Genomic DNA, 26,665 nt, shown 5'->3' on the forward strand with positions numbered 1-26,665 from the left:
TCAGCAGATTCTTGGAAGCTGTTCACCCGACATCATGTCTAGCACCCGGTTGCCTCCGATCCGGCTGCGAACGGTGACGATGCCAGAACGATGATCGTAAACGGATCCTACCTGCACGGCGCTGGTGGAGACACTCTGCGAGCGCAGGATACTCAACGCTCGATCTGCGTCCTCATCGGCGACGAAGATTGCGAATCGGCCTTCGTTGGCCACATAGAGGGGATCGAGACCAAGCAGCTCGCAGGCCCCGCGAACGACCTCCGACACCGGGATGAGTGCTTCTTCGACCGTGATGCGAAGCCCGGCGACCGAGGCGATCTCATTCAAGGCGGACGACAAGCCGCCGCGGGTCAAATCGCGGAGACAATGAATCTCGATACCGGCTTCGAGAAGCGCTTCGACGGCAGGCCAAAGGCAAACCGTATCGCTGCTGGCCGGGCCTTCAAATTCGAGGCCCTCGCGCACGGACAGGATTGCGATTCCGTGAGCGCCAAGATCGCCGCTGACCAGAACGGCATCGCCAGCGCGGATAAACTCTGGACCGATCGCGTTGGGCGCCAGAACCACGCCTACCCCGGTGGTGTTGATGAAGATGCCGTCGCCTTTGCCCTTGTCCACGACCTTCGTGTCGCCGGTAACGATCGGCACGTTCGCAACGAGCGCCGCGTCGCGCATCGAGTGAACGACGACACGAAGCGTTTCCATCGCGAGCCCCTCTTCGAGGATGAATCCCGCGCTCAGGGCAATGGGCCGTGCCCCGCACATCGCGAGATCGTTCACGGTGCCATTCACGGCAAGGTCGCCGATTGTGCCGCCAGGAAAGACGAGCGGCTGCACAACATAGGTGTCGGTCGTCATGGCAAGCCTGGCCCCGCCAATGGCGAGCAGAGCTCCATCGTGACGCGCATGGAGGGCGGTGTTCGCAAATGCCGGGAGAAAGACATCTTCAATGAGTTGATTGGTAAGCCTGCCGCCACCGCCATGGGCGAGCAGAATCCGTTCAGTAGCTGGCAGCGGTAAGGGACACGAGAGAATCGACATCGTTCTTCCTCCTTCCGAAGTGATAGTAGGCGGCACATGCGCCTTCGGACGAGACCATGGGTGCGCCCAGGGGTGTGTCCGGCGTGCAGCGTATGCCAAAGGCCGGGCAATCGTACGGCCTGCGCAGACCCTGCAGCACGAGGCCAGCGATGCACTCGGCGGACTCTGCCGCGTCTTCGAGCTTCAAGCCGAATCTCAACTCAGCATCCAGGTCACGGTAGCGATCCCGCAGGCGCAGTCCGCTGGAGGGAATCTCGCCGATGCCACGCCAGACGCGATGGGTGACCTCGAAGACCTCGGCAACCCTTGCCTGTGCCTGGAGATTTCCTTCTCTTTGTACGGCGCGCGTGTATTGGTTCTCCACATCCGCACGGCCGGCTTCGAGTTGAGCCACGAGCATCAGTACGCCTTCGAGAAGATCGAGCGGCTCGAAGCCAGTGACGACGATCGGTACGCCATATCGCTGGCTGATCGAAAAGTATTCTTCGTAGCCCGTCACCATGCACGCATGACCGGCCGCGAGGAACGCCTGCACCTGACATTGTGGAGACGCGAGCACGGCCTCCATCGCGGGTGGCACGAGCACATGCGAGACCAGCATCGAGAAGTTCGATAGCTTCTCGCGGCCGGCCTGCCAGACGGCCATGGCGTTTGCGGGCGCCGTGGTCTCAAAGCCCACGGCAAAGAAGACGACCTCGCGGGTGGGGTTGGAGCGGGCGAGTTGCAGCGCGTCGAGCGGTGAATAGACGATACGCACATCGGCGCCCAGCGCCTTGGCGTCGAGCAGGCTTTGCGTGGAGCCCGGAACGCGCAGCATATCGCCAAAAGAGCACAGGATCACCTGTGGTAGAAGTGCGGTGGCTACGGCGCGGTCGATCATGGCGACTGGTGTCACGCACACGGGGCAACCGGGGCCATGCACGAGCGTGACGAGCGAAGGGAGGAGCTCCTGCAAGCCGCTCTTGACGATGGTGTAGGTCTGGCCGCCGCAGACCTCCATGATGCTCCATGGGCGGGTCGTGATGCGGCGAATCTCCTGAGCGATGCGTTGGACGGAATCGTAGTCCCGGTATTCATCGAGGTATTTCATCGGGTTTGTCCTGTCTCCTGCATCTCCAGATCCTCCAGCAGGTCGAGTTCTCGCAGCGCATCGAAGACCCGCTGCGCCTCTTCTTCATTCACGATCGATAGAGCAAATCCGACGTGGACCATGACGTAATCTCCCACCTGCGCCTCTGGCGTGTAGTCGAGGCAGACCTCCTTGCGGATGCCTCCGAAGTCGACTTTGCCGCGACGCAGACCGAGATGCTCTTCAACGAAGATGCTTACGATTTTTCCAGGCACAGCGAGACACATGGTGGTTCTCCTTATTGCATCATTCCTGCAAGAACAGCCTGTCCGAGTGCGAGGCTCCCGTCGTTCGACGGAACCTGACGGTGCGTGAAAACGTGGAATCCATTGGCCTCCAGAAGTCTTCGAGAGTGCCGAGTGAGGTAGGCGTTCTGGAAGACGCCTCCGCTGAGCACAACGTTCCGCGTCTTCGTGGTTCTTGCGACGGCAAGGATCCAGTCGGCGAGAGCATGGTGAAACTTTGCGGAGATGATTCCAACACGGACACCGTTCAGCCGGTCGGCCTGGATGCCTTGTACAAGGGAGGACCAGTCGCCGATTCCATCCGCGCAGGTAATCCGATAGGCTTCGTCCGTTTGGATTCCATCCGTAGCATTCTCAAGAGACATGGCAGCCTGTCCTTCGAAGTGGTTTCGCTGGGCGGCTCCAGATAGATAGGCCACCGCGTCGAAGAGTCTGCCCACACTGGAGCACTCCGGGGCGTTGATCTCGTTCTCCAGCATCGCGGAGAACTCGGCTTTGATCGAATGGCGAGCCACGTGGGGACCCAGGGTCTCCCATAAGAGTCCTGCTGCTGGACGGGAGCAATCGCGCATGGCAGCTTCGCCTCCGGGCAGCGCAAACGGTCGAAGCGAGGCGACCCGCTCAAAACCACGCTGGTCTGCCAAGAAGAACTCGCCGCCCCAGATCGTTCCGTCCAATCCAAGGCCCGCGCCATCCCACGCTACTCCAAGGTAGGGCGCGTTCAGACCATTCTCGGCTGCGCAGGAGGCGACGTGTGCGTGATGATGCTGGACCTGCACCAGCGGAACGTCGGCGACTCTTGCCTGTCGTTGAGCCCACCGGGTCGAGGCATAATCCGGATGAAGGTCGCAGACGATCACCTCGGGCTTGAATCGATACAGCTTGCAGAGATCCTCGATGGTGCGCTCGAAGGCATCACGCGCTTCGAGCGAATCAAGGTCGCCTATATGTTGACTGAGCCATACTTGCCGACCGAAGCCGATCGCCACCGTATTCTTGAGATGTCCGCCAACGGCGAGCACGGGCCGCAACTCGTGGGGCGCCATGACCGGAAGCGGTGCATAGCCGCGAGCTCTGCGCAGGATATGCGGACCATCAAGCAGCTTTACGACGGAGTCGTCACAGGCGCGCGCGATAGGGCGGTCGTGCAGAACGAAGAGGTCGGCCACGTCTTTCAAGCGATCAAGAGCTTCGTCATTATCGATGGTGATCGGCTCACCTGCGAGATTTCCGCTGGTCGCTACCAATGGGAAGGGATGATGCGCCATCAGCAGGTGGTGAAGGGGCGAAGCCGGTAGCATTACCCCCAGGCGGGAAGAGTGCTGTGCGACCTCGGGCGCGAGATCGCCCGCTGCCTTTGCCTGGAGCAGGACGATGGGGGCTGCGGCGGAACGTAGCAGGTTCTCTTCTTCTGTGTTGACCTCGCAGTAGCGGCGAACGCATTCGAGCGATGGCATGAGCATGGCAAACGGTTTTTGATCCCGCTGCTTGCGCTCCCGGAGTCGAAGCACCGCGGATGAGTTGCGTGCGTCTACCAGTAGCTGAAACCCTCCGATGCCTTTGAGCGCGACGATCTTGCCTTGATCCAGCGCGGAAGCAGCCGTAGAGAGGAGATTCACCGAGTCCGACCCGGCAGGTGAGAGCCAAAGACGTGGACCGCAGATGGGACAGGCAATCGGTTGTGCATGGAATCGGCGGTCGTGCAGGGAGCCGTACTCGCGACGGCACGACGGACAGAGTTGGAACTTCCGCATGGTCGTGTTGGGCCGGTCGTAGGGGATGTCCAGCACGATGGTGTAGCGTGGTCCGCATTGGGTGCAGTTGGTGAAGGGATAGCCAAATCTGCGATTCTCCGGATCGAGCACCTCAGCCAGACACTCCGAGCAGGTCACAATGTCGGGAAGAATTGCAGCGAGTCGGGGACGTTCAGCTGAAGCCTCCTCGCCGTTAGTCTCGGCGCTGGGAAGAATCTCAAAGCCGGAGCCTCCGCGAGGAGCGACACGAAACGTCTCTTCTTTCGCGATCACCGCTGCCGACGGTGTTGCCGCTCTTAGCTGAAGGACGAACACGTTCACTTGCTCCGCGTCACCCTCGATCTCAATCTCCAGGCCGGCATCGGTGTTCCGCACCCATCCCGTGAGGCGCATCTTCTCCGCGAGGCGATAGACCGTCGGACGAAACCCAACGCCCTGCACAGCGCCCTGAAGCGTGATGCGGAGGCGTTCGATGTGCGATGACAGGACGAGGGCCAATTAGACACTCACCGTCGCAGCAAGTGCACGCATCTCAACCGCTTGCTGAAGCCACTGCGTCCACGCAGCCATACCTTGGCCTGTCCTTGAGGAGAGTTCAAAGATGGCAGCCTTCGGACTGACCTCTCGGACGTTCGCCGCGAGTTCCTTCACGTCCACGCCGGATGCGTCGGCCAGGTCAATCTTGTTGATCAGGACCACGTTCGCTTTATTGAACATGACGGGGTATTTCTTCGGCTTCTCCGGACCCTCCGCAACGCTGCAAACCACGACTCGTAAACTTTCCCCGAGGTCGAAGGAAGCGGGACAGATGAGGTTGCCAACGTTTTCAATGATCAGCAGATCGAGGTCGTCAACGGGGAATGAGTCGAGAGCACGTGCGACCATGCGCGCATCGAGATGGCATACCGTTCCAGTCGTGATTTGATGGGCGCGAACGCCAAGAGCCTGGATCCGTTGAGCGTCGAGATCCGTCTGTAAGTCGCCTTCGATAACGGCAAGGCGAAAGTGCCCCTGAAGCGCCTTGATAGTCGCTTCGAGCAGAGTCGTCTTACCTGCGCCGGGCGCCGACATCAGGTTCATCACGAGCAGACCTCGATCGGCGAACAGTTCGCGATTCGCAAGGGCCGTCTGCTGGTTGGCGTTCAGTACATTGGTCTGGACTGAGATTCGTTCTGGCACTGGCTGCATGGTGATTCCTCTTTCTCTGAATCCACTTCGATATAGTCGATTTGAAGCTCTTCGCCGGAGACGATCTCGAGCGGGAAGCCGCAGTGCTCGCAGATCAGGCACACTCCGCGCACGGGTTGAGTCGATGCTTCGCAGACAACGCAACGCACGACCATCGGCACGATCTCAATGTCGAGCCGAGCATCCCGTGCAAGCGTTCCCTGCCGCGCAATCTCAAAGGCGAACTGGAGCGCATCGGGAACGATCGTTGTAAACGTGCCGAGGCGAAGCCCGATGACCTGGATGGATCGCGCGTACTGCTCGCGAGCCTTTGCTTCGGCGATCTGGACGATGCTCTCGGCGATGGAGATCTCGTGCATGCTTCAAACTCCTCATGCCGCAGCGGAGCGTTCTACCTGTTCCATGCGCATCCACCAGAGATTGGGCGTGGACGCCGGCTCGCGGTGGAAGCAGGCGATACCGCGTTCGATCAAGGCCTGCGCGATCATGGAGGAGGCGCGGGATGCGGTGCTCCGTACGGTTTCGCTAATACCCTCGGCGAACCCACATGCCTCGGGATTTACGCCGAGAACGATCAGGTCCAACGGAGCATGTCCAGCCAATCGGAGATGCGCCAGTGCGTCCCACAGGCCTGGATCGTGGCCGGTGATGCGCAGCTTGGCCTTGTGCGAGAGGAAGTCGTCTTCATGAAAGATCGAGAGCGTCCCGATGGCTGTATCCGAGTGAACCGCGTCGACCACGATGACGAGCTGCTGGTCGTAGAGGTATGGCGCGAGATCGAGACCCGGGGTGCCGAGATCGAGCACTTCCACGCTCAATGGGCATTCGTACTCGCAACGAAAGGTTTCGACGGCAAGCGGGCCAAAGCCATCGTCGCCAAGGAAGACATTGCCTAACCCGATGACGGACACGAGAGTCATAGGATCTTCACCTCCGCGATCTCCTTTCCGGTGACGTCCAGCGTATGGCAGGAACATGCCATGCACGGATCGAAGGAATGGACGGTGCGAAGCACTTCCAGCGGCTTCTCGGGATCGACAACCGGGCTTCCGATCAGCGAGGTTTCGTACGGTCCGGGCACGCCCTTTTCATCGCGTGGGCTGGCGTTCCAGGTCGTCGGAACGACCGCCTGATAGTTGGTGAATGCGCCCTTGTCGATGACGACCCAGTGGGAGAGCGCGCCACGCGGAGCTTCGTGCATGCCCATGCCCATGATCTCGCCAGTGGGGAACTGTGGTGCGTTGTAGGTGGTGTCGTCGCCATTCAGGATGTTGGTCTTGAGTAACTGCAAGTGCTCAAGCGCCAGGTCGGAGAGCATGGACGACCGGATCGATCGCGCAAGATAACGGCCCATCGTCGACTGCAGGTCGTTGGGTGTGATCTTCAATCCGTTGACCGCAGCGATCCGGTCGAAGGCTGTGTTAGTCCACTTGCGCGTCAGCGCATGGCCCGAAGCATAGCCGACCAGTACGTTCGCGAGCGGACCTGCCTGCATAGGACTGCCGTTGTACCGTGGCGCCTTGACCCACGTGTACTTGGCATTCTCCTTGAAGTCGGTGTAGTCGGGAATCTGTTCGCCTTTGTAGGGCTGTAGCGGGCCCGCGCCCTTGTACCAGGCATGCGCTGAGTCTTCCGTCACTGCCTTGCGGAACTCCGCATCCTGCCAGTCGACGATCGGCCGCACGCCAGCGAGATTGCCGTCCATGATCACGCCACCCGGCAGATCGAACTTGCTGGCTTTGGCATCGAGCGGGAGATCGGGCACGGCGAGATAATTGTCTACTCCGCGTCCAAGGTGAAGGTACTCCGGGTAGTTGGCCGCGAGCAGGCACGTGTCGGGGAGAAAGACCTGCTGCACGAACGGGATGAGGTCTTCGAGGATAGACTGCAACATGCCAAGCCGATCCATGTTCAGTGTCGCCAGGCTATCGAGGTTGATCGCATTCATGACACCGCCGACAGCAAGGTTTTGAATGTGCGGCGTCTTTCCGCCGAGGATAGCGACTACCTGACAGGACTTACGCTGGAAGTCCAGTGCCTGCAGGTAGTGAGAAAACAGGATCAGGTTCACTTCCGGGCTTAACTTCATCGCAGGATGTCCCCAGTACCCGTGCGAAAAGATGCCAAGCTGTCCAGAAGCGACCAGTCCCTTGACCTTCATCTGCACAGCGGCAAGCTCCTGTCGCGAGTTTCCCGTCCATGAACTCATCCCTTCTGCAATCGAAGCTGCTTTGGTTGGATCGGCCTTGGGAATCTGCAGGATATCCACGAAGTCCAGTGCTGACAAATGATAGAAGTGCACGATGTGATCGTGCAGAGCATGGCCGATCAGGATCAGGTTGCGAATGTACTGGGCGTTGGGCGGAATCTCGAGTGAGAGCGCATCCTCGACCGCCCGGACCGAGGCGACCGCGTGCACGGTGGTGCAGACGCCGCAGAAGCGCTGGGCAAAGACCCATCCCTCGCGTGCATCGCGGCCACGCAGAATGGTTTCGAGGCCGCGCCACATGGTGCAGCTGGCCCAGGCCTTGTTCACTACTCCGCCTTCGACCTCGACATCGACGCGCAGATGTCCTTCGATGCGGGTCACGGGATCGATCGAAATGCGAGCCATCAGGCCTCTCTTTCTATTGCTGTTGCTTGTGTGGCGGTGGGATGCTTCCATCCGAATGGGCGGAAGGCATGGTCCCAGGTGCTGGCCTCGCCCGGCAAGACGGCGAAGTAATTGATCGCGAAGACGAATGCCACGATGCCCAGGGAGATATAGCCGACAGCCATCACCAACTCAGGCACTGACGGGAAGTAGCTCGTGCTGCGCATGGGCGCGTACGCGATCGAAGTGGGGATGAAGCGGTACAGCATGCCTCCCAGGCAGGCCAGCGCGGACATGTTGAGCAGGGCGCGAGGTGTCTGCCGAACTCGCCGGAATCGGAGCGCAACAGCCGGCGTGAGGATGAGCGAGGTCTCGAGTAGAAAGAGCAGGCTCATCTTGTCGAAGGCAAAGGCCGCATGGATCTGACCGCGCCAGATCAGGTCGATGGCCTGGATCGCCAGAAAGAGAAAACACATGCCGGAGAGTAGATTTGCAAGCTCCGCCAGCACATCACCGTCGAGCCTGCGTGCATAGCGTAGACAGACGATAAGCAGCAGAAAGATGGTGAAGGCAAAGCCACATAAAGCAGCGGCTACCAGGTAGAGCCAAGGCATCACGGGAGACTGCCACAGCGGATGGATCTTGTCGCCCGCTAGTAACAGCAAGCCACCCAGCGAAGACTGGTGCATGAGGGGGATGACGTAGGCCCCGATAATCGCGAAAGGATAGATCTTGCGAATAAGGGGCGAGACATGACGCAGAAACGCACGCGCCTTTTCGTTGCCCGTATAGTAGAGGCGCTCCAGAAAGAGAGGCAGTATTTCAAAAGATAAAAAGACTGCACAATAGAGCGGCATGCAGATAGAGATTTCAAGCATCGCCGAACTGGTGTTCCAGCGCCAGGGCATTGCTGCGCTATAGAAATTCCATGGGCGGCCTACGTCGAACCCAAGTGCGATGAGGCCGGTCGCATAGAAAAGGAAACCTGACACTAGCGCCGTGCGCATCACCACATGCAGCTTCTGCCGGTTGAACACCCATGCGGCCATCCCCAATGCCAGTGGACCGGAACCAAGCGCGGTGAGAGTCATGACATTGAATGTCTTCCATATCCCCCACGCATAGACAGAGTTCATGGAGGAGAACGGTGCGAGCGGCGAGACCACACGGACGCCGGCCAGGATCAGGCCGATCGCGGCCAGGGCCATCAGCAATGCGAGCAGCGGTGTAAGCACCGGCCCAGTCGTGACTGGCACGCCGGACTGCCAGTGATTGACGAGGGTTGTGCCTCGTGTATCGGGACTTGAAGGAGTTGGTTTCATAGCTGGTCGGGAAACCCCGTCTCCTTCTCGTGCTTCAGCCTCTCCAACTCATGCCGGTTCCAGTTGCGTCGAATCGCAAACCCCAGCACTCCAGCCATCAGCATCGGCCCGCCGAGCCACTTGTAGATCACGGAGGTGACCTTCGTGGCGTAGTGTCCCAAGGAGGTATTTCCCAGCTTTGGCAGGCCTATTTTCTGGAACGAGACGCTGGAAAGGTAGAGCACCTGCGTTCCGCCAGCTTCATGCTCGCCGTAGACGCGGTTTTCGTAATACTTATCCGGCGCCGCAGCAATGCGCCCCTTCGCCTGGTCCAACAGGGCATCGCGCTTGCCGAAGATCACCGCGCCGGTCGGGCACGCGGCGGTACAGGCGGGCTCTAGATTCTCTTTCAGACGCTGGTCGTAGCAGAACTCGCATTTGACGATCTTCGGGTTCAACGCCTTCCATTCAAACTGCGGAACCTCAAACGGACATGCGACCTCGCAGTAACGGCAACCGATGCACAGAGAGCTGTTCCAGGTCACGGCCCCGAAGTCGACCTTCTTCAGGGACCCGAACGGACAACCCGTGACACAGGCCGGGTCGAGACAATGCATGCATTGCTTCTTGACGAACGCGAACTCGTCCGACTCTGGATCCTGGTAAAGCTCGATGATGTTCTTGGTCTGGGCATTGAGGCCGGTTGGCATATCCCAGATGCCGCCCGAGAGAAGCGTATCGGCTGGCAGGCCGTTGGCCTCATTGCACGCCGGCATGCAGGCTTTGCAGCCGGTGCAGATGGTACTGTCGTACAGCATGCCAACGGCATCGGGGGGCGCGACGGGATGTGCCGGATGCTCTTCGGTCGATGCGATTGCCTTCATGGGCAAGATCGCACTCGCGACCGTGCCTCCGAGGCCGAACATGGCTCTGAAGGCTTGCCGTCGCGTCAAAGGCATGGTCAGAATGTTCATGCGCCCGTCCCTTTATCCTGCCTGGAACCGGGTGCGCTCTCATCGTCCTGCTTCTTGGAGAACTGCCGTGAGGCGACATAGCCGCCGGTTGCCAGAACTCCGACTCCCAGCCCCACCAGCCCTGTGGCGAGAGGGCTGATCGTTCCCCGCGTTGTGGTGATGGGGGCAAAACTCGTTGGGGGCGCGGCGATGGTGTGGAGTTGCACGACCTGGAACATGGGGACCTTGAACGCGACCGCCTTCTCGGTGCAGCCAATGCAGGGAGCACCAATCCCAATCGGCCACACGTCGGGAATCTCATTGAAGTGGCGCGTCGAGCAACCCGCGTGGGTGTCTGGTCCTTTACAGCCCATCTCGTACAAACACCAGCCTTCGCGGTGCCCGGCATCGCCGTACACCTTCACAAAATTGCCGGCGTCAAAGTGTGCGCGGCGAGGGCAATGCTCATGAATATCGCGGTCGAAGGCAAACTTGGGCCGCCGTTGTTCATCGGTTTCCGGGAACGTCCCGTCCGCCGCGTACTGCAGCACAACACCCAACATTGTGTACGGGTTTGGAGGGCAGCCGGGGATATTGATGATCGAGTGGTCCGGCATCAGGTCTGCCACACCGACCGCACCCGTGGGATCGGGGTCTGCCGAGGGAATACCACCCCATGAAGCGCAGGAGCCGATGGCGATGATCGCGGCAGCCTTGCCCCCAACATCGGCCAGCACTTCCATCGCAGTGCGTCCCCCGGACTTCATGTAAACTCCATGAGCTCCTGTTGGGATCGATCCTTCAACCACCAGAATGTACTTGCCAGCGTACTTCTGAATCGCTTCGTCCAGCGCCTGCCTTGCCTGCAGCCCCGAACCTGCCATCAAGGTCTCGTGATATTCGAGCGAGATCACATTGAGGATCAGATCGGCAAAGCCTGGGTACGAGGTCTGCAAGAGCGATTCGGTGCAGCCCGTGCAGTCTTGAAAATGGAGCCAGATGATGGGAGGCCGGACAACCTTCCCCAGCACTGCGGCAACAGCTTCAGGACTTGCCTTGTCCGTCAGCGCCAGGCCGAAGGGTGCGGCGACCATGAGACTGGTGCAAAATACGAGGAAGGACCGGCGGCTGATGCCGCTTAGTTGCAGACGTTGGTCGATGGTCTCAAGCTCTTTGGAGAACGGGATCAATGTGTCGAGCATTCTGCCGCTCCTGTCATGCATACGAAGGTCCATCGCTAACGCCTAAAGGTAGTACGGCGAGCCTTCGTGCAACTGTCCCCTATTGCTCACGCTGGTTTGCTCACTCCAGGGAATCTATCTGCATTAAGAATCGATACGCGATGATCAATACTGCACAGCCTCGAAATCTGACCTCGAACATAATCCGAAGGTAGGCCTGCAGCCCATGAGTGGGCGTCTGCCGCGAACTCTATCCCTGAAGGAGATCTTCCAGTGAGACATCCATTCGTACTCGCATCTGCGGTCCTGGCAATGGCTTTTGTGGCAACGCCTTCCTATGCACAAGCAGGACCCGACACCTACAAGGCCAAGTGCATGATGTGTCATGCCGCGGATGGGTCGGGAAACACTCCGGCTGGAAAGTCCATGGGAGCCCTACCGTTCAAGTCAGCCGCGCTTATCAAGGCGTCGGATGCGGATCTGGTTGCCGCGACCACGAATGGCAAGGGCAAGATGCCGGCTTATAAAAGCCAGCTCACGGCTCCACAGATCGCCGATGCGATCGCGTACGTACGGACCTTGCAGAAGTAGCGAGGCGGTCATGCTAAAGGCAGGTTCGTTGCGCGAGAATTGGCTTCGTCCGTTCTTCTTCTACGGCAATAACTGGCTGAGCCTGCTGGGCGGCGCGATCACGACCGCGTCGGCCATGGTGCTCGTCGGCTTCTGGGTCGTGAGCGTCGTGGGGCATGGCGGATCGTCGAATCCCTATTTAGGGATACTCTTCGACCTGCTTCTCCCAGGAGTGTTCGTTGCAGGGCTGGTTCTGATTCTCGTTGGAATCTTCATCAGGCGCAGCTTCCTCCTTTCTACCGACCAGGTTCCGTCCTTCTTCCCTGAAGTCAGCATCCACGATCCTGTATTTCGGCGCGGACTCGATATCGTCGTCGTCGCCACGCTCATGAATTTCATCATCGTCGGCGTTGGCTGCTACCGTGGCGTCGCTTATATGGACACCGTTTCCTTCTGCGGTGCGACCTGCCATGTGATGGCGCCAGAAAACGCGGCGTACCATGTCTCATCGCACGCCGGAATAGTCTGCACCGAGTGTCACGTCGCGCCGGGTACCGCTGGCTACGTCCATGCCAAGGTCAATGGGACGAAACAACTCTTCATGGTCTTAGTCGATCACTATCCTAAGCCCATCATGGCGGACCACAAGGTGCCGGTGGCAAGCGCCACCTGCCTGCACTGCCACAACCCGAATGCAGAGCTGGGGGACAAGCTGGTTGTCTCGCAATCCTTCGCAGACGATGCGACGAATACGCAAACCTCCAGCGTGACGGTGCTACACATCGGTGGTGACGATGCGTTGGGCCACCTCAGTGGCATTCATGGTGCTCACTCGGGAAAGATCGAGTACGTCGCCACCGACGCCGACGACCAGACGATTCCTTGGGTCCGCAAGAGCAACCCTGACGGCTCCACAACCGACTTTATTGCCAGCGGCGCGCCCGCCCCCAATATTGCGCATCCTCAGGTCATGGACTGCATCGGCTGCCACAATCGCGCGGCCCATTCTTTCGATACGGCGCAGGGCGCGCTGGACAAGATGATGGCGCAGGGAAGCCCAAGCGCTACTCTACCGTTCCTGCACAAGGAAGGTCTGGCCCTGCTGAAGACGAAGTACGACTCGCAGGGCGAAGCGAAGGCGAGAATCACCTCCGGCCTGATCACCTTTTACCGCTCACAGTATCCATCGGTGTGGGATGCTCAGCGTCCGCAGATTCAGAACTCGGCCAATAGCCTTGTCAGGATCTACATCGATAACATCTTCCCGGCAATGAACGTGGGCTGGGGAACACACCCCAATAACATCGGCCACACCGATTCGGCGGGATGCTTCCGCTGTCATGACGGAAATCACACCAGCAAAGCGGGCAAGACAATCACGAACGACTGCTCCGTCTGCCACAACCTGGTGGTGTCGAATGAGCCACACCCCAAGCTGTTGACCGACCTCGGGATGCATTAGCGGAATGTGAGCACGACCGGCCGGTCAATCTCCTTGTTCAGGGAGCTGCAGGAGCACGCGCAAAGAAAACGGCTATGTGAGCAAGATGACACAGCCTTTGGAGCTGAAATCGGATATCTTGAGCGCATGGTTCGATCTTTGCCGTGCGCGATGCGCGATGGAAGATTGTCATAGATCGAGAGTGCGATGCCGGGGACCAAGAAGGTAAAGTTCAATCCAGCGCAGTATATGTCAAGCTCGGCGCTGACCCACAAAACAGTTCATGTGGCGGCAGGACATCTCTTCTACTCTCAGGGAGATCCCGCGAACTCCCTCTATTACCTTGAATCCGGACGAGCGAAGCTGATTGTGGTCTCGCACCGTGGCAAGGAGGCTACAGTCGCCCTGATGATGGCGCACGACTTTATTGGAGAAGAATCGCTCGCGGGATCTGCTGGTATTCACGCTGCCTCTGCCGTCGCAATCACACCGTGTACTGCCTTGAAGCTGGACCGGGATGAGATGATCCAGATGATGCACCGGGAGCACGAGTTCTCGGACATGTTCCTGAAGTTCGTCCTCACCCGAGCCATCCGGACGCAGGAAGATCTCATCGATCAGCTCTTCAACAACAGCGAGAAGCGTCTCGCACGGACGCTGTTGCTGATGGCGCAGTTTGGCGACCCCGGAGAGCCGCGGACGATGATCCCGCCTGTCACCCAGGAGGCGCTCGCGGAGATGGTTGGAACGACGCGCTCCAGGGTAAGCAAGTTCATGAACCGGTTTCGTAAGCTTGGTTACCTAACCTACAACGGGCGGATTCACGTCCATAAATCTCTCCTCAACGTGGTCTTGCACGATAAACTACCAGACCAAACGGCTAGTCGGCCGGTCACCCTGGATCCGAAACGTACACCCGCTGAGAAGAAGAAACGAGCAAAGGTCGTTTGAGCCGTGGTCCGCTGTATCGTCAAATGACAATCACTGCGGACCCATGCTCGGTTTCACCTTTCACACTCAAGAGGGCTTCGTTCGCTTGGTCGAGGGAAAAAATAGATACCCTCGGTTCGATTTTGAGTTGAAAGGCGAGATCGATAAAATCCCGAGCATCCTGTCGCGTCATGTTGGCGACACTGCGAATCTGCCTCTCTCCCCAGAGCAGTTTGTCGTAATCGAATTGCGGCATATGGTCGAGATGAATCGCGTTGATCGCCACAACGCCACCCTTCCTCAGGCAGGAGAGTGCATCGACGATCACCTTTCCTACTGGCGCGAAGGTGATGGCCCGATCGAGTGCCACGTCCGGCCGATCGTCCTCCCGCCCCACCCAGGTTGCTCCAAGACTGCACGCGGTCTCGCGATGTTTTGCGCCTCGCGTAACAACGTAGACCTCGCAGTTCCATGACTGCAGGACCGGGATCATCAGGGTCGCTGAGCTTCCAAAGCCGAACAGACCGACCCGCTCTCCGGCTTGTACACCCGCAACCCGGAGGCTGCGAAATCCGATGACGCCGGCGCAAAGCAACGGTGCGGCGTGAGTCGCGTCCAGTCCGTCGGGTAGACGAATCGCGAAGTCCGCTCGGACCAGTGCGAACTCGGCAAAGCCACCGTCGACGGTATAGCCCGTGAATGTTGGTTGATCGCAAAGGTTCTCCATGCCGTGCCTGCAGTACCAACAATCCCCATCCGTTCCGCCCATCCACGAAACCCCCACACGTGTGCCCAACGGAAACTCAGGCGTCGCTCCGTCAGCGACCTCGCCGACAATCTGGTGCCCTGGAATCAAGCGGGATTGAAGCGGCGGCAAGTCTCGCTCAACAATGTGCAAATCGGTTCGACAGACTCCACATGCGATGACCCGTAGTAGCAGGTAGCCTTCCTTCAACTCAGGCCGGCGAAGCTCTTCGATGTGAAGGAAGTCTGGTGAAGATGACGTCTTGTCGAATATGGCGGCTTTCATGTTGCACCTATTGGGCGAGCACGATCTCTTTGATTCAGCTAGAGCATGTCACGACCTACTTGAAAAAGTCGGTCTCTATGGCTCATTCCAGAATGAACCCCCTTGCTGAGCCGCATTGCTCAGCGCGGATTCCCTCATGCTGGAAGACTTGAAATATGACGTCGGCGATATCGGATTCAGAAATGGTTGTCCCCTGGAAAACAGATGCCGAACATCTTCCTCGAGGTAAACACCTTTGACAACCATCATGCCCGAACTCGTATTGCAGCATCGCTCTCAGGGATTGGGCAGCCTGTCGCTGATTCAACTGGAGGGTACGTTGGCCGCCGCAAATCTGCTGCTCGTCACTTGGAGAACGGCGGCTCTCTGCGGCTTTGATCACCCACCGGAAAGTTCACGTCTGAAGGAGACTTCTGTATGCCCATAGCAGCTGATTTTGTGAAGTCGGTTACCGGCGAGACCTTCGCCGCGCTGGTGCTTGCGTCCTCGGAGCCCGTGGCTGTGGAGTTTATGTCTTATGGGTGCGAGCATTGCCGCCTGCTGGAACCGGTCCTCCAGGAGGTCGCTGAGACCTTAGGTGCCCGGGAGGCTGTCTTCCGGGTGAATATCGCGGTCGACCAGGAACTGGCGGACCGGTATGAGATTGAGGGAACTCCCACGCTCGTGATGTATTCCGGAGGAATCGAAGTTGGACGAGCGGTTGGCCCGAACCCTTCCGTGAAGGTCTTGTGGAATGCCGTGACTCGCCCGTTCGAGGAGATAGCGTCGTGACGGAGTCAACCCTCACCAAACCGATTCTCCTGTTCAATGACGAATGTGCCGTATGCCGCGTCATCGCACGCTGGGTTTGTAACTCTGCGGAGGGTCAGGAAGGCGGCTCGTCTATCGACATCCGCCCGATAGGGAACGACCCCGACGCTCTACGAATCTTGAACCCCGCGCTGGACATCTGGGATGCCTATGCGAACATACACATCCTGATGCCGGACGGAACCATGAGAACAGACGGAGAGGCTGTTGCGGAGACGCTGCGCAATCTGCCGAACACGCGGTGGCTCGCGCGCTGCTTCAACGTGAAGCTTTTCGGTCGGAGGCCGTTTCAGGCGATCCTCAACGGTGCTTATACTCTCTTGGCTGACCTGCGGCCCTTGCTAGGCTGCGAGAGCTGTGGGATTCCTCCACCCTGGCTGCGTCCCTTTCATTGGTTGGCTCAGCGAATCACAGGTAGGTTCAGGGGCCGGAATCATACGGCAATCAAGAGCCGCCTTACAAAACCGCCCACGTTGAAGAGAACGCGGTGACCCGATGCGGTATAGGCACGGGGAGGTGGAACTGAGTCAATGGAGATCCAGAACGAAATCGACGGTCTTCGGTCGATCATTGTCAAATTGACTCAGCTTCCGTACCTTCGATTTTTGCCCTCGAAAATTGACCCACAAGAGATAATCGGTCTCTCCATCGAGTCGCTTGAAGCTGTATTTGCCGTCACGATTTGTAATATAAGAAACAACCCCCATGGTGGCTCCGTTCTGCACCTGAACCACCGCACCTCTCAGTGGTTCGTGCTGACGATCGGTTACAGATCCCGAGAGATCTCTGGTTGTCATCTGTCCGACTGCCAGCGCAGACCAAAGAAACAGGAGCGTGAGAGAACCTGCTGCAGGCAGTCGAATCGTCGTTTTTCGAATCATGATGTTGCCTCGTTGCATGCGATGTTCCATGACAGGCGCCGTAGCGCCTGGACCTCTACTCAGATTCCCATGTACTCCGGGGCGTAGTCCTGAAACAGTCCCTGCCCTGGATACATCAGGCGAACCGGCATCTCTTCGTCGTGCTTCAGCATCTTGACCCAATGCCATGCGTGCGCGAGTTCAGAAGACTTGAAGTAAAGCGTCTGAGCCTGAAGCGCCGCGGTCGCAACCAGCAACATACTGGCTACTTCCTCCCAATCGCTGGCGCCGACGATGGCAAGGCGCGCAATCCGGCTGGTATACCGTTCCAGAAATCGCATCTCATGCCAACGCGCGGCCCAATCTGCGCCGTCCATTTTGCTGAGGTCCGCCAACATGCCAATCGGCTTCTTGTAATCGCCGATCATGAAGTCCAGCTTGACGGTGAGGTCTTTTGTGTCGGCTGCTGTGAGCACACCGTGAACGGCGAAGCCGAAGGCGGGGCCTCTTGCCTGTTGTAGATGTTCGATCATGGGAGATCTCCAGGAATAATCATTTGAGCGGTGTAAGCCCTAACGGGAGGTGAAAGCCGGCCTTCATCCGAAAGGCCGGCAGACCGCGGACATGAAACCGAAGCATCGAGGGGCTCCAGCTCACATGGGGCTGAGCATTATGCAAATACGGTCTCTCCGTGCACCGTGTAGGAACTGTGCTGAGTACCTTCGATGATCGCTTTTGCGCGACTTACCTGATCGGGCGTGCCGTGAACAAGCAGGAGGAACTGGTCTGTTTTCAGGGCGATATCGTACTGCAACACACTGTCCTTAGGGATGCCGATACTGACAAGACCGGCGCCGATGGCGCTAACACCTCCAACAACGACGGCTCCTTCCAAACCGGCTACAATCCAGGCGACGAGTGGGCCGGCCACGAGGATGGGCCCGATGCCGGGGATCGCGAACATAGCTGATCCGAAGAGCAGCCCCCAGAAGCCGCCCCAGAACGCCCCTAGCTTTCCCCAATATTTCATGCGGTCGCCTGCGTTGTAGTAACCAACGACATGTTCGTCGGTGTGTGTATCCTTTGCTGCGATCGACAGGCTCTGCATATCGACGCCGGCCTCTTGAAGGTCCTTGATTGCGGCTTCAGCCTGCTTGTGCGTCTTATACACAGCAATAATCGAATTGAGTGTCGACATATCTCTCCCCCTATTTTTGCAAAGCATGATGGAGATCAACAGTGTTGTCCCCATGTCCTATGCTTGAGTCTCTTCCTCATGTCGATGTCATGTAGAGCTTTAGGGCTCACATGGAAAACCTCACTGAATTCGATAAGGTTCTAAATAAAATGCGTCTCTAGTCATGTGCCAAAATGCTCAGACGATAAGGTCGACGGTAGGGCAGGCTTGTCATTGGGGTGATCCAGTGCTACAAATCCTGAATTTTATTGGTGCTGTTCTCGGCGGCGTGTTCATCTTATCTCTCTTCAGGCAACGGGCTTCCAGAACGCTTGTACCCGTGCCGCCCTTCAGAACCGAGCCTGGATGGCTGCGGCAGAGCTCTCGAACATTATTGCCCTGTCGGCTGGTACGGTCTGGCAAGGCCGAGATAGGAGGTTTCCTTGCCTGAGCGAACGTTTCGATACCGCGTGCTCCTCGTTGACGACGAAGTGAGTCTTCGCTTACTCGGCAAGAGCATTCTGGAGTCACAGGGCTACGAAGTGCATTGCGCCGAAGATGGCTTCGAAGGCTTAGCCGCTCTTCGAAGGGCACACCCAGACATGATCATTTCAGATTTGCAGATGCCGAATATGAATGGCTTCGAGTTTCTGTCCGTGGTTCGACAAAGATTCCCCGCTATCCCGGTCATCGTCATTTCCGGGGAGTTCTCTGGTATCTCCGTGCCTGAGAGCGTTCTGGCGGACGCTTTCTTCTCGAAGGGTAGTTACAAGCCCGCAGATCTTTTTGAAAAGATTAGCGAGTTATTGGCTGAACTCCCCGAGCGTTCTATCGTAAGTAAGCCAAAACGAGCCGCAGTCTGGGCCAAGAACGATAAAGACTTGCTTGCCGTGACATGCTCGGCGTGTCTCCGCACGTTTCCTGTGGCTCAAGCGGGCATGGGGCTCAATGAGGCGGACTGTGAATTTTGTGCCAGCAGAGTGGTGTTTGAGATCGTGTCTGAGCAGGCGGTCGCCTGAGGCGACCCCGCCGGTATGGCGGGTTCATTTCGCCGGTCCGCCAGCAGCGCCAAATTCAGGTTCGCCGTTCCTCGCCAACGAATGTGGCTAGACAACGACGATCATGTGTTCCTTCGCAATCGCTTCGACCTCGGGCGGAGTCAGTGCCGAGAGATCCACTGTTTCTTTCGCGATCACATGCCGCGAGGTGTCTTGGTGGTTTTCCTTCAGGTACTCCGCTAGATGATCGACTGCGCTGCTCGTGCCCACCCCATGTCCGATGAGAACAATCTCGTTCGCGGGCAAGAGTTCTCTTGCAATCTGCTCATAGAACGTCTTGTCTTCCGGTATCCGCTCCCCTTCGTAGTGTGCCTCTTTCTTGTGAATGAGGTGATGACGAAACCCAAAGGGATCGTAGGGATGCGCCGTGTCTTCGAGTTCAGGAACTTTTTGATCGACGTCCCGGTACACATGCGCAACGTGATGATCAATCACCACCACCATGCGGCAGGGCTGCGACGACTTCCCGGAGATCGGTGCTGGACCGGCATCACGAAGAAACTTTCGCAGCCGGGCGATCTCTTCGACGGCCAGATCGTGAGTGTGCGGACGTTTGAAGAATGCTCTTTGAGTGCCCACCGTGAAGACAAATTCACCGTTGCCGTGCGGTTGAACCTCGCCTATCTGATTGATCAGTTCGATGGTGTCAGCCCAGGTCAGATTCCGGGGTAGCTTTCCAGTGAGGAGGCTTGTGTGAAGCAGATCGAGGTCGTGACGTAGGGGTGTGCTCATACGTTTAGCATGGCACTCGCGAAACCATCAGGTTGTATCGCTTTGCTCACCAAAGTCAGGTGTTCAGGCGATGCGGAGGCGCCGGAATATGGGAATCTTTGCTAAGTTGAGAACGAAGAAGAAGAGGATGGCGGAGAACAACTCCAAAGCCAGGACGAGAAGAGGAAGAGAGGACATCCCAATGCCCCGGTTCGCCAGTAGAGAAATGAAGAGCACTTCCGCCACCGACGACAGGAGCAACCAACTCGTGGGACGCAGACCCCAAAGATGTTGACGATCGCGGAGTGCATAGGTAATGGCCTGGCTCCCATAAACAACCGAGAGAACGCAAAGCGTTCGCAAGTGATCGATGTCCAGATGCATTTTGTATGTGCCCACGGTAAGAACCGCTATACAGAATGCCAAAAAGCCGAGACCAAAGAAGCCACCAGCGGCTGTAACCTTTCCCATCTCCCAGGAGTTTGGAGTCTCGGAAGGTCTCACCCGATCCGTTGCGAAGGCCATCGATAGGAAGTCTCCCGAGATCATGACGATCACCATGAGCAATGGCGTTAGCACGGCTTGTCCTGTCATCAACAGTCCGATCGCAAGGAGTAAGATCTGGGTCAACTTTTTCGTGGTGGATCTGAGCGTATAGCTCAAGATGCGTTGAAAGATCAGTCTGCCTGTCTTAATTGCGGCTACGATACCGCTGAGACCTGCCTCCGTAAGAACAACGCCTGCTGCCGATTTGGCCACATCAGTGGCTGTCGAAACGGCAATTCCGATCTGCGCCTGCCGCAGCGCCGGAGCGTCGTTGGCTCCATCGCCACACATTCCGACGGTATGTCCGTTCTGCTGAAACGCCTTGACTAGATCGAATTTTCCTTCGGGCAGAATACTTGCGAAGACGGAATAGTCCTCGAGTTTGACGTTTGCCGGCATGGAGCCGCTGGGACACGCGGGACCGTCCAGTCCCACTTCATGCGCCACGATGGCGGCGGTTTGAGGCGCGTCACCCGTCACCATCACTGTTCTCACCCCAAGCGTCTTCAACTCGGAGATCAGGGCCGCCGAATCGTTACGAGGAGGGTCGCTCAGCGCAATGAGTCCTATCAGCCGCAGCGCCTCGGGCGGCCCGAACGCGACAGCCAATACGCGAAAGCCTTGTGCTTCCAGTTTGCCTGCAGCAGCCGTGGCCTCCTGATCAGGCGAGACAAGGCTTTCTACGGTTGCGGCTGCACCTTTAATGATTTGCATGGTGTTGCCGTTAGCATCGGTCGCAGTAGCCGCCGCTATCTTCTTCGCTGGATCGAAAGGGGTAAAGGCGACTAGCTTCAGACTATTGGGCGACGGTTTGCGTTCGGACGCTGCGCGGATGGCGGCATCAACGGCGTCCTCGCCGCCAACCGAGCTGGCGAGCGCTGCGATCCCCATTACCTGTTCGTCCTTGAATCCGTTCAGGGACAGAATACTCCTGACAGCTAATTGATTGGCGGTAAGAGTTCCTGTCTTGTCGACGCATAAGACGTCGATCGTGCCCGCTTCATCCACTGCGGACAAGCGAGTCGGAAGAACGCCGAGCTTCGCCAGAGAGCGTGCTCCAATCGCCGACGAGAGCGTGAACGTGGCGGGAAGGCCAACGGGTATCGCCGCGAGGACCGCTGTGAGAAACAGGGGAGTGACCTCATTCCAAGGCATCGAGTGGGTCAGCGCATACAAGCCCATGAGCAGGATGATGCCGCCATTGAAGATGGCAAGATTTCGGACGATTGTCAGAACAGCTTTTTGTTGAGAGCTGACGGCATGGGCGGTTCTCACCAGTTCCGCAGTTTGTCCGAACTTCGTGCGGGCTCCGGTTGCAGTGACGACTGCTATCGCCTCGCCCCGTTTCACCAACGCTCCGGAGAACGTGTCAGCGCCTGCGGCTGCCTCTACTGGCAAAGATTCGCCGGTCAACATCGACTGATCCAGCAGGACGGAGCCCTGCACGATATGCGCGTCCGCCGCCACCACTCCACCCAGCGACAGCTTGATCAGGTCTCCCACGACCAATTGTACGGACGGGATGATCTTCCAAATCCCATCCCGTTCGACGGAAGCATTCAGGGAGAGACGTGACTTCAACGCATGGAGCGTCGCCTGAGCTCGACCTTCCTGGACAAATGCGAGCACAGCATTGAAGAGCAGCAGTGCGCCAATGATTCCGGCCTCGACATACTTGTGCAGTGCGAGCTGCAGGATCATGGAAGCTTCGAGTAGCCATGGGACAGGCGCCCAGAATTTGGAGACGATGTTTTGGAGCAGATGGGTTGATGTATCGGGCATGGCATTCGGCCCATCGTGCAGGAGTAGCTGGGCAGCCTGGGAGCTGGACAAACCCGCGGATACCCTCGGTTCGTCCGTCATAGCAGATGCCGTGAACGGTTGCTCGTTCTGCGCTAAAGCCAAGGCGCCGGAATTTCCGCTTGCTTTCAAGGATAGGGCTCCGCAGTTGAGTTCAAGAAAGCCTCCGCGCTTCCGGGAAGCGGACAGGTTGATCGAGCATTGCACTCCGGCTCCAGCGTGTACTGTGCCTTTGTGCTCACGTTCGTGAACGAAATTCGAATGCCGGGCGGAGGTCCACAGTGTGCACAAGGAACCAGACTAAGGATGTCCGTCCTGAGAAGCTCAGGAGACGGAGTGAAAGGTTGCCCGATGACGCAGAAGCAAAAAGTTCAAGAAGACACCAAGGTGTATCTGATCGGCGCTGGGATCGCGTCTCTGGCTGCTGCTGCCTTCTTGATTCGTGATGGCGGGATGACGGGGCGCAGCATCACCGTCATCGAAGAGTCATCCAACATCGGTGGAAGTCTCGACGCCAGTGGGAATGCCGAGACCGGCTACGTGATGCGCGGTGGCCGGATGCTTGAGAGCAAATACCTCTGTACCTTCGATCTCTTCGCCTCGATTCCTACGCTCGACGGCAGCCGGTCGGTCACCGAAGAGACATTCGCCTGGAACGAGGCTTTAAAGACCGCATCGAAGTCACGTCTCTTTCGCGACGGGAAGGCCGTGGACGCTCCACTCTTTGGCTTGAGTGAGAGGCAGATTCTTGCGATCGAGTGGCTCGGGTTGGAGCCGGAGTCGCTCCTTGGGCGTACTTGCATCTCCGATCATTTCGATGCAGCTTTCTTCGGAACGGACTTCTGGTTTATGTGGTGCACGACGTTTGCCTTCCAGCCGTGGCACAGTGCCGTTGAGTTCAAGCGTTACCTCTTACGGTTCACGCATATGGTCGCGGGCTTCGATACACTTGGCGGCATCATGCGCACCGTCTTCAATCAATACGACTCGCTGGTTCGTCCGCTCCATCGTTGGCTCACAGAGCGTGGAGTGCAGTTTCTTCTCGACACCCAGGTGGTAGACCTCGATCTCAACCATGGTGTGGACAGTTTTTGGGTTGAAGGAATCCGTTGCAGAACCGGGGTGCGACTGCACACTCTCCAGGTTGCCGATGCAGACTTTGTGATGGTCACCCTGGGCTCGATGACGGAGGGCTCCACGCTGGGTTCGATGACACGACCTGCCGTCCTCAAAGAACGACCGGACGGCGAGGCCTGGAGCTTGTGGGAGAAGATTGCTCAACAGGGAACAGGCTTCGGTCACCCCGCAAATTTCAGCGACCATATCGCCGATTCGAAGTGGATCTCCTTCACCACAACTCTGCATGGACCGGCGTTCTTCGATTCCATCCATCACCTCACGGGAAATGCGCCCGGAGAGGGAGGATTGATCACCTTCCCGGAATCAAACTGGCTCGTGTCGATCGTCCTGCCTCATCAGCCTCACTTCATTCAGCAACCCGAGAACGTCGATGTCTTCTGGGGATACGGCCTCCTTGTCGACAAGCCTGGAAACTTCGTCGTCAAGCCGATGTCGGAGTGCAGCGGAGAGGAGATCATGACGGAGATCCTCGGCCACCTCCGCCTGCAGGCAGAAGCTGAAATGATCCTACACGCCTGTAATTGCATCCCGTGCATGATGCCCTTCATTACCAGTCAGTTTCTGCCCCGGTCAGCAGGGGACCGGCCCTTGGTGGTTCCGGAACGATCGCAGAACCTCGCATTTCTCGGGCAGTTCTGTGAGCTTCCCGAAGACGTGGTTTTCACCGTGGAATACTCGGTCCGCTCGGCACAGGTCGCGGTCTACGAACTCCTTGGGATCGGTCGGATGCCTCCCGCTGTCTACAAAGGAACTCACAATCCGCGTGTTCTCTTGAAGGCCTTTGAGGCCTTGCACGGTAAGAATTCCGCGGAGACACCGACTGCATCTCTCGTTTCTCTCTAGGGAGAACGTGATCAGGCGTGTTTCCTATTCGCTTGTGAGATGGAAGAGCCTTCGCTTGTTGCGGAGGAAGTTCTTAGAACGAGGAGATCAAAGATGCTTATACCCGGCTTCACCTTTCATCCGAAGAAAATTCTTGTCCCCATGGACTTTAGTGTCTCGTCGATTTCAGCGCTGGCGATAGCGGCTGAACTTGCCCAGCAATTCCATGCGGAACTTTACCTTCTTCATGCCATCCCGATGTTGACGATGGTCACCGGAATGGAGTTCCCGACAGCCTTCTACCCGCGTCAAGAGTTTCTTGACAACGCCGAACAGGATGCCGTGAAGCGATTCGCCGACTTCATTGTCAATCTCTCAGGTCAGGGTGTGAAAGCACACTCCGGGGTCGAGATCGGCAATGATGTCGTAGGGAGCGTCCTGATGGTGAGCAAACGGGAGCACGCTGACATGCTCGTGATTTCAACGCACGGTATGTCGGGATGGCGACCGGTTGTCTTCGGATCGATCGCGGAAAAGGTCGTCAAGCTCGCGGAATGCCCCGTCCTCCTCCTCCGGAGCGCTAAGACTGAAGGGGGAGAGGCTCTTGAGGGTGATGAGTGATTGCTGCAAATGCGGCAGCGTCCTCGCGGTGCACTCGCATGGTTGCTTCGGACGAATGAGGTACACTCTCTCACCTTCATCGCGCCGCCGCCGGTCGGAGCATGGCCGTATAGCTCGGCGGCCTCAAGCTGTTCTTGAATCTTCATTTCAGAGCCGCCTTCAAACCAAGACCCGCACCCGTTGGTGAAAGAATGACGGAAGGACTTCTCCCGTGCCGGCAACGTCGATGAAGAGCGTCGTCGTCGATATGACTCTTTTTGACTGGGACGGAGACGTGCCGCTCAATCACTCTTTTCGATCGACGGTCATCTACGAAATGCATATCGCCGGTTTTACACGTCATCCTGATTCTGGCGCGTCGGAGCTCAATCGCGGCACCTATCAGGCGTGGTAGAGAAGATCCCCTATTTGCAGGAGCTTGGCATCACCGCCGTCGAGATCCTGCCCGTCTTCCAGTTCGACTCGCAATCCGCACCTTCAGGCTTGACGGACTACTGGGGATCAATCGCGTATCGTTCTTTGCTCCCCATCTTGGGTATAGTTCCTCTGGCGATCCCGTACGGTGTATTGATTAATTTCGCGACATGGTCAAACATCTGCATCGCGCGGGTATCGAGGTGATCCTTGACGTCATTTACAACGACACGGTGGAGGCGGGCGCGGGTGATCCAACATTCTGCTTTCGTGGGCAGCCTATCGCTCAGGTGATCTGGAGAGAAGGGGCCGCGCCCTGAACCATAAGTCTCAGTGGCGTCGACTAGTCTCGTCGTGACGCTTCTTCAAGTGCGTTCACTTCCTCTTCGATGCGATTCCGGCGGCTAGCGTCGCGAAACCCCTGATGGGTGCTTCTACTTTCAATGATCGATTCCTCCGCCTGGAGGTCGTCGATCTTCTTCTCGCGATCCGTGAGCTTCTTCGTCATGAGTGAGACCTCTATGAGCCTGAGTACTGAAGATGATTGCTCAATGTCTGATGAGGATTCCACACCACGGCAGTCGAACACTGAGCAATCGGACTCATCAGCCGTCAGCGTGAAAGAAGAGAATCATATTCACTGCTCATGGAGGGCGAAGGAATTCGATCTCCCTTCAATCATCGAGAAGTCGAGCAGTGACGCAAACCGTTTGGTGGGTCATTACGCGGAAGAGGATGATCGATGCAGCTTGCAAGGTTCGGCTCCAAGAGTTACGCGTATCTTCCTTCCGGTATCTTAATTGTCGATCCCGACCCAGGCCTGCTCGCGGCCCGGACGCAGCTGCTCTCCGCTGCTATGGACTACGTGGCCGCATCCAGCGAAGAGAGTACGGGAACCGACCTTTGCAATATGGAGGTTGAGGTAGCCATACTCAGCCAGACTCTTGGACAAGAGACTCTGCTGGTGCTGGCTCAGGAGATACGGCAATACTGGCCGGACGCCTGCATTCTGCTCTTTGGAAATGTGGACGTGGTCCTCGAAGACCGGCTTTACGATGACGCCATCGATGTCCACTGCCGCCCGGAGCAATTGCTGGGGATGCTCCACAAGCTCAGAAAGAACGCGAAGGAAACAACCGCGCATTCACGACGCGAAATTGGCGCTTTACTGTGCGATTTGTCCGAAGAGGGACAAAGATCGCTGCATGCCGTTCCTTCAGAAAGCGACCCATCGAAGCAGCCGGCTTCCGCGTTTGAGGAACAGCCGACCGGTTGGGATGTACCCAGGGATGAATATCCGCAAAGCCAAATCTGAAGAGAAGATTCTCTCATCGCAACCCAACGCGGCCT

General features: G+C 57.8%; 28 protein-coding genes. 10 read left to right on the forward strand and 18 right to left on the reverse strand.

The annotated features are described in order from the left end of the window. The 11 genes from hypE to CHB87_RS06210 form a co-directional block, all read right to left on the reverse strand. Window positions 1–1,041, reverse strand: a complete 1,041-nt coding sequence (gene hypE / locus CHB87_RS06160; protein ID WP_089407562.1) for a hydrogenase expression/formation protein HypE — start codon at window positions 1,039–1,041, stop codon at window positions 1–3. Next, complete coding sequence (gene hypD, locus CHB87_RS06165) at window positions 1,001–2,131, reverse strand: hydrogenase formation protein HypD (protein WP_089407563.1); 1,131 nt, start codon at window positions 2,129–2,131, stop codon at window positions 1,001–1,003. Before hypD ends, hypE begins: the two co-directional genes overlap by 41 nt. Beyond that, window positions 2,128–2,397: a HypC/HybG/HupF family hydrogenase formation chaperone gene (locus CHB87_RS06170; RefSeq protein WP_089407564.1), complete on the reverse strand. Its 270-nt coding sequence runs from the start codon at window positions 2,395–2,397 to the stop codon at window positions 2,128–2,130. The genes hypD and CHB87_RS06170 overlap by 4 nt, the downstream gene beginning before the upstream one ends. A gap of 11 nt (window positions 2,398–2,408) precedes the next feature. After that, window positions 2,409–4,667 (reverse strand): carbamoyltransferase HypF, encoded by a 2,259-nt coding sequence (gene hypF / locus CHB87_RS06175; protein WP_217897016.1) that lies wholly within the window; start codon window positions 4,665–4,667, stop codon window positions 2,409–2,411. Continuing rightward, window positions 4,668–5,357, reverse strand: coding sequence for a hydrogenase nickel incorporation protein HypB (gene hypB, locus CHB87_RS06180; RefSeq protein ID WP_089407565.1), 690 nt, complete (start codon window positions 5,355–5,357; stop codon window positions 4,668–4,670). Further along, window positions 5,312–5,716 (reverse strand): hydrogenase maturation nickel metallochaperone HypA, encoded by a 405-nt coding sequence (gene hypA / locus CHB87_RS06185; RefSeq protein ID WP_089407566.1) that lies wholly within the window; start codon window positions 5,714–5,716, stop codon window positions 5,312–5,314. The genes hypB and hypA overlap by 46 nt, the downstream gene beginning before the upstream one ends. Before the next feature lie 12 nt (window positions 5,717–5,728). Further along, window positions 5,729–6,277, reverse strand: a complete 549-nt coding sequence (locus CHB87_RS06190; RefSeq protein ID WP_176441623.1) for a hydrogenase maturation protease — start codon at window positions 6,275–6,277, stop codon at window positions 5,729–5,731. Next, window positions 6,274–7,971, reverse strand: coding sequence for a nickel-dependent hydrogenase large subunit (locus CHB87_RS06195; RefSeq protein ID WP_245817850.1), 1,698 nt, complete (start codon window positions 7,969–7,971; stop codon window positions 6,274–6,276). The genes CHB87_RS06190 and CHB87_RS06195 overlap by 4 nt, the downstream gene beginning before the upstream one ends. Further along, on the reverse strand, window positions 7,971–9,206 hold the full coding sequence (gene nrfD / locus CHB87_RS06200) for an NrfD/PsrC family molybdoenzyme membrane anchor subunit (RefSeq protein WP_176441624.1): 1,236 nt from the start codon (window positions 9,204–9,206) through the stop codon (window positions 7,971–7,973). Before nrfD ends, CHB87_RS06195 begins: the two co-directional genes overlap by 1 nt. Window positions 9,207–9,268: 62 nt before the next feature. Then, window positions 9,269–10,225 (reverse strand): hydrogenase 2 operon protein HybA, encoded by a 957-nt coding sequence (gene hybA / locus CHB87_RS06205; protein ID WP_089407569.1) that lies wholly within the window; start codon window positions 10,223–10,225, stop codon window positions 9,269–9,271. Next, on the reverse strand, window positions 10,222–11,406 hold the full coding sequence (locus CHB87_RS06210) for a hydrogenase small subunit (RefSeq protein WP_089408096.1): 1,185 nt from the start codon (window positions 11,404–11,406) through the stop codon (window positions 10,222–10,224). The genes hybA and CHB87_RS06210 overlap by 4 nt, the downstream gene beginning before the upstream one ends. Before the next feature lie 291 nt (window positions 11,407–11,697). Between CHB87_RS06210 and CHB87_RS06215 the strand changes: the two genes are divergently transcribed. The 3 genes from CHB87_RS06215 to CHB87_RS06225 all read left to right on the forward strand — a co-directional run bounded on the left by CHB87_RS06215 (window position 11,698) and on the right by CHB87_RS06225 (window position 14,347). Next, window positions 11,698–11,976 carry a c-type cytochrome gene (locus CHB87_RS06215; RefSeq protein WP_089407570.1) on the forward strand — a complete coding sequence of 93 codons (279 nt, stop codon included), beginning with the start codon at window positions 11,698–11,700 and terminating at the stop codon, window positions 11,974–11,976. Between the two features lie 10 nt (window positions 11,977–11,986). Further along, window positions 11,987–13,417, forward strand: a complete 1,431-nt coding sequence (locus CHB87_RS06220) for a NapC/NirT family cytochrome c (protein ID WP_089407571.1) — start codon at window positions 11,987–11,989, stop codon at window positions 13,415–13,417. 186 nt (window positions 13,418–13,603) lie between these two features. After that, window positions 13,604–14,347: a Crp/Fnr family transcriptional regulator gene (locus CHB87_RS06225; RefSeq protein WP_089407572.1), complete on the forward strand. Its 744-nt coding sequence runs from the start codon at window positions 13,604–13,606 to the stop codon at window positions 14,345–14,347. 19 nt (window positions 14,348–14,366) lie between these two features. On the opposite strand, the gene CHB87_RS06230 is transcribed toward CHB87_RS06225, so the two are convergent. Further along, the gene (locus CHB87_RS06230) at window positions 14,367–15,356 is read right to left on the reverse strand and encodes a zinc-dependent alcohol dehydrogenase family protein (RefSeq protein WP_089407573.1); all 990 of its coding nucleotides are present in this window, start codon (window positions 15,354–15,356) and stop codon (window positions 14,367–14,369) included. 417 nt (window positions 15,357–15,773) lie between these two features. Between CHB87_RS06230 and CHB87_RS06235 the strand changes: the two genes are divergently transcribed. Beyond that, complete coding sequence (locus CHB87_RS06235; protein ID WP_089407574.1) at window positions 15,774–16,127, forward strand: thioredoxin family protein; 354 nt, start codon at window positions 15,774–15,776, stop codon at window positions 16,125–16,127. Next, the gene (locus CHB87_RS22845; protein ID WP_176441626.1) at window positions 16,124–16,657 is read left to right on the forward strand and encodes a DCC1-like thiol-disulfide oxidoreductase family protein; all 534 of its coding nucleotides are present in this window, start codon (window positions 16,124–16,126) and stop codon (window positions 16,655–16,657) included. The genes CHB87_RS06235 and CHB87_RS22845 overlap by 4 nt, the downstream gene beginning before the upstream one ends. Before the next feature lie 36 nt (window positions 16,658–16,693). On the opposite strand, the gene CHB87_RS06245 is transcribed toward CHB87_RS22845, so the two are convergent. The 3 genes from CHB87_RS06245 to CHB87_RS06255 all read right to left on the reverse strand — a co-directional run bounded on the left by CHB87_RS06245 (window position 16,694) and on the right by CHB87_RS06255 (window position 18,224). Beyond that, window positions 16,694–17,047 (reverse strand): carboxypeptidase-like regulatory domain-containing protein, encoded by a 354-nt coding sequence (locus CHB87_RS06245; RefSeq protein WP_176441627.1) that lies wholly within the window; start codon window positions 17,045–17,047, stop codon window positions 16,694–16,696. 59 nt (window positions 17,048–17,106) lie between these two features. Then, entirely contained in the window at window positions 17,107–17,559 is a 453-nt protein-coding gene (locus CHB87_RS06250) for a SpoIIAA family protein (RefSeq protein ID WP_089407577.1), read from the reverse strand. A gap of 137 nt (window positions 17,560–17,696) precedes the next feature. Continuing rightward, window positions 17,697–18,224 carry a general stress protein gene (locus CHB87_RS06255; RefSeq protein WP_089408097.1) on the reverse strand — a complete coding sequence of 176 codons (528 nt, stop codon included), beginning with the start codon at window positions 18,222–18,224 and terminating at the stop codon, window positions 17,697–17,699. 422 nt (window positions 18,225–18,646) lie between these two features. On the opposite strand from CHB87_RS06255, the gene CHB87_RS06260 reads away from it, so the two are divergent. Beyond that, entirely contained in the window at window positions 18,647–19,222 is a 576-nt protein-coding gene (locus tag CHB87_RS06260) for a response regulator (RefSeq protein WP_089407578.1), read from the forward strand. 87 nt (window positions 19,223–19,309) lie between these two features. Here CHB87_RS06260 and CHB87_RS06265 read toward each other — a convergent pair whose 3' ends face one another. Next, window positions 19,310–19,993: a hypothetical protein gene (locus CHB87_RS06265; protein WP_089407579.1), complete on the reverse strand. Its 684-nt coding sequence runs from the start codon at window positions 19,991–19,993 to the stop codon at window positions 19,310–19,312. Window positions 19,994–20,056: 63 nt separating this feature from the next. Further along, a complete protein-coding gene (locus tag CHB87_RS06270; RefSeq protein WP_245817851.1) occupies window positions 20,057–22,450 on the reverse strand; it encodes an HAD-IC family P-type ATPase in 2,394 nt (797 codons plus the stop codon). Between the two features lie 219 nt (window positions 22,451–22,669). Between CHB87_RS06270 and CHB87_RS06275 the strand changes: the two genes are divergently transcribed. The 3 genes from CHB87_RS06275 to CHB87_RS22545 all read left to right on the forward strand — a co-directional run bounded on the left by CHB87_RS06275 (window position 22,670) and on the right by CHB87_RS22545 (window position 25,295). Then, window positions 22,670–24,301: an oleate hydratase gene (locus CHB87_RS06275; RefSeq protein WP_089407580.1), complete on the forward strand. Its 1,632-nt coding sequence runs from the start codon at window positions 22,670–22,672 to the stop codon at window positions 24,299–24,301. Window positions 24,302–24,340: 39 nt separating this feature from the next. Next, window positions 24,341–24,901, forward strand: coding sequence for a universal stress protein (locus CHB87_RS06280; protein ID WP_245817852.1), 561 nt, complete (start codon window positions 24,341–24,343; stop codon window positions 24,899–24,901). 226 nt (window positions 24,902–25,127) lie between these two features. Then, the gene (locus CHB87_RS22545) at window positions 25,128–25,295 is read left to right on the forward strand and encodes a hypothetical protein (RefSeq protein ID WP_245817853.1); all 168 of its coding nucleotides are present in this window, start codon (window positions 25,128–25,130) and stop codon (window positions 25,293–25,295) included. Between the two features lie 363 nt (window positions 25,296–25,658). Here the strand turns inward: CHB87_RS22545 and CHB87_RS22180 are convergent, their stop codons facing one another. Further along, the gene (locus CHB87_RS22180) at window positions 25,659–25,823 is read right to left on the reverse strand and encodes a hypothetical protein (protein WP_176441628.1); all 165 of its coding nucleotides are present in this window, start codon (window positions 25,821–25,823) and stop codon (window positions 25,659–25,661) included. Window positions 25,824–26,057: 234 nt separating this feature from the next. Here CHB87_RS22180 and CHB87_RS06290 point away from each other — a divergent pair, with 234 nt between their 5' ends. Continuing rightward, a complete protein-coding gene (locus tag CHB87_RS06290) occupies window positions 26,058–26,630 on the forward strand; it encodes a hypothetical protein (RefSeq protein ID WP_089407582.1) in 573 nt (190 codons plus the stop codon). Window positions 26,631–26,665: the final 35 nt, after the last annotated feature.

The sequence above is a fragment of the Granulicella rosea genome, assembly GCF_900188085.1.
GTDB lineage: Bacteria > Acidobacteriota > Terriglobia > Terriglobales > Acidobacteriaceae > Edaphobacter > Edaphobacter rosea.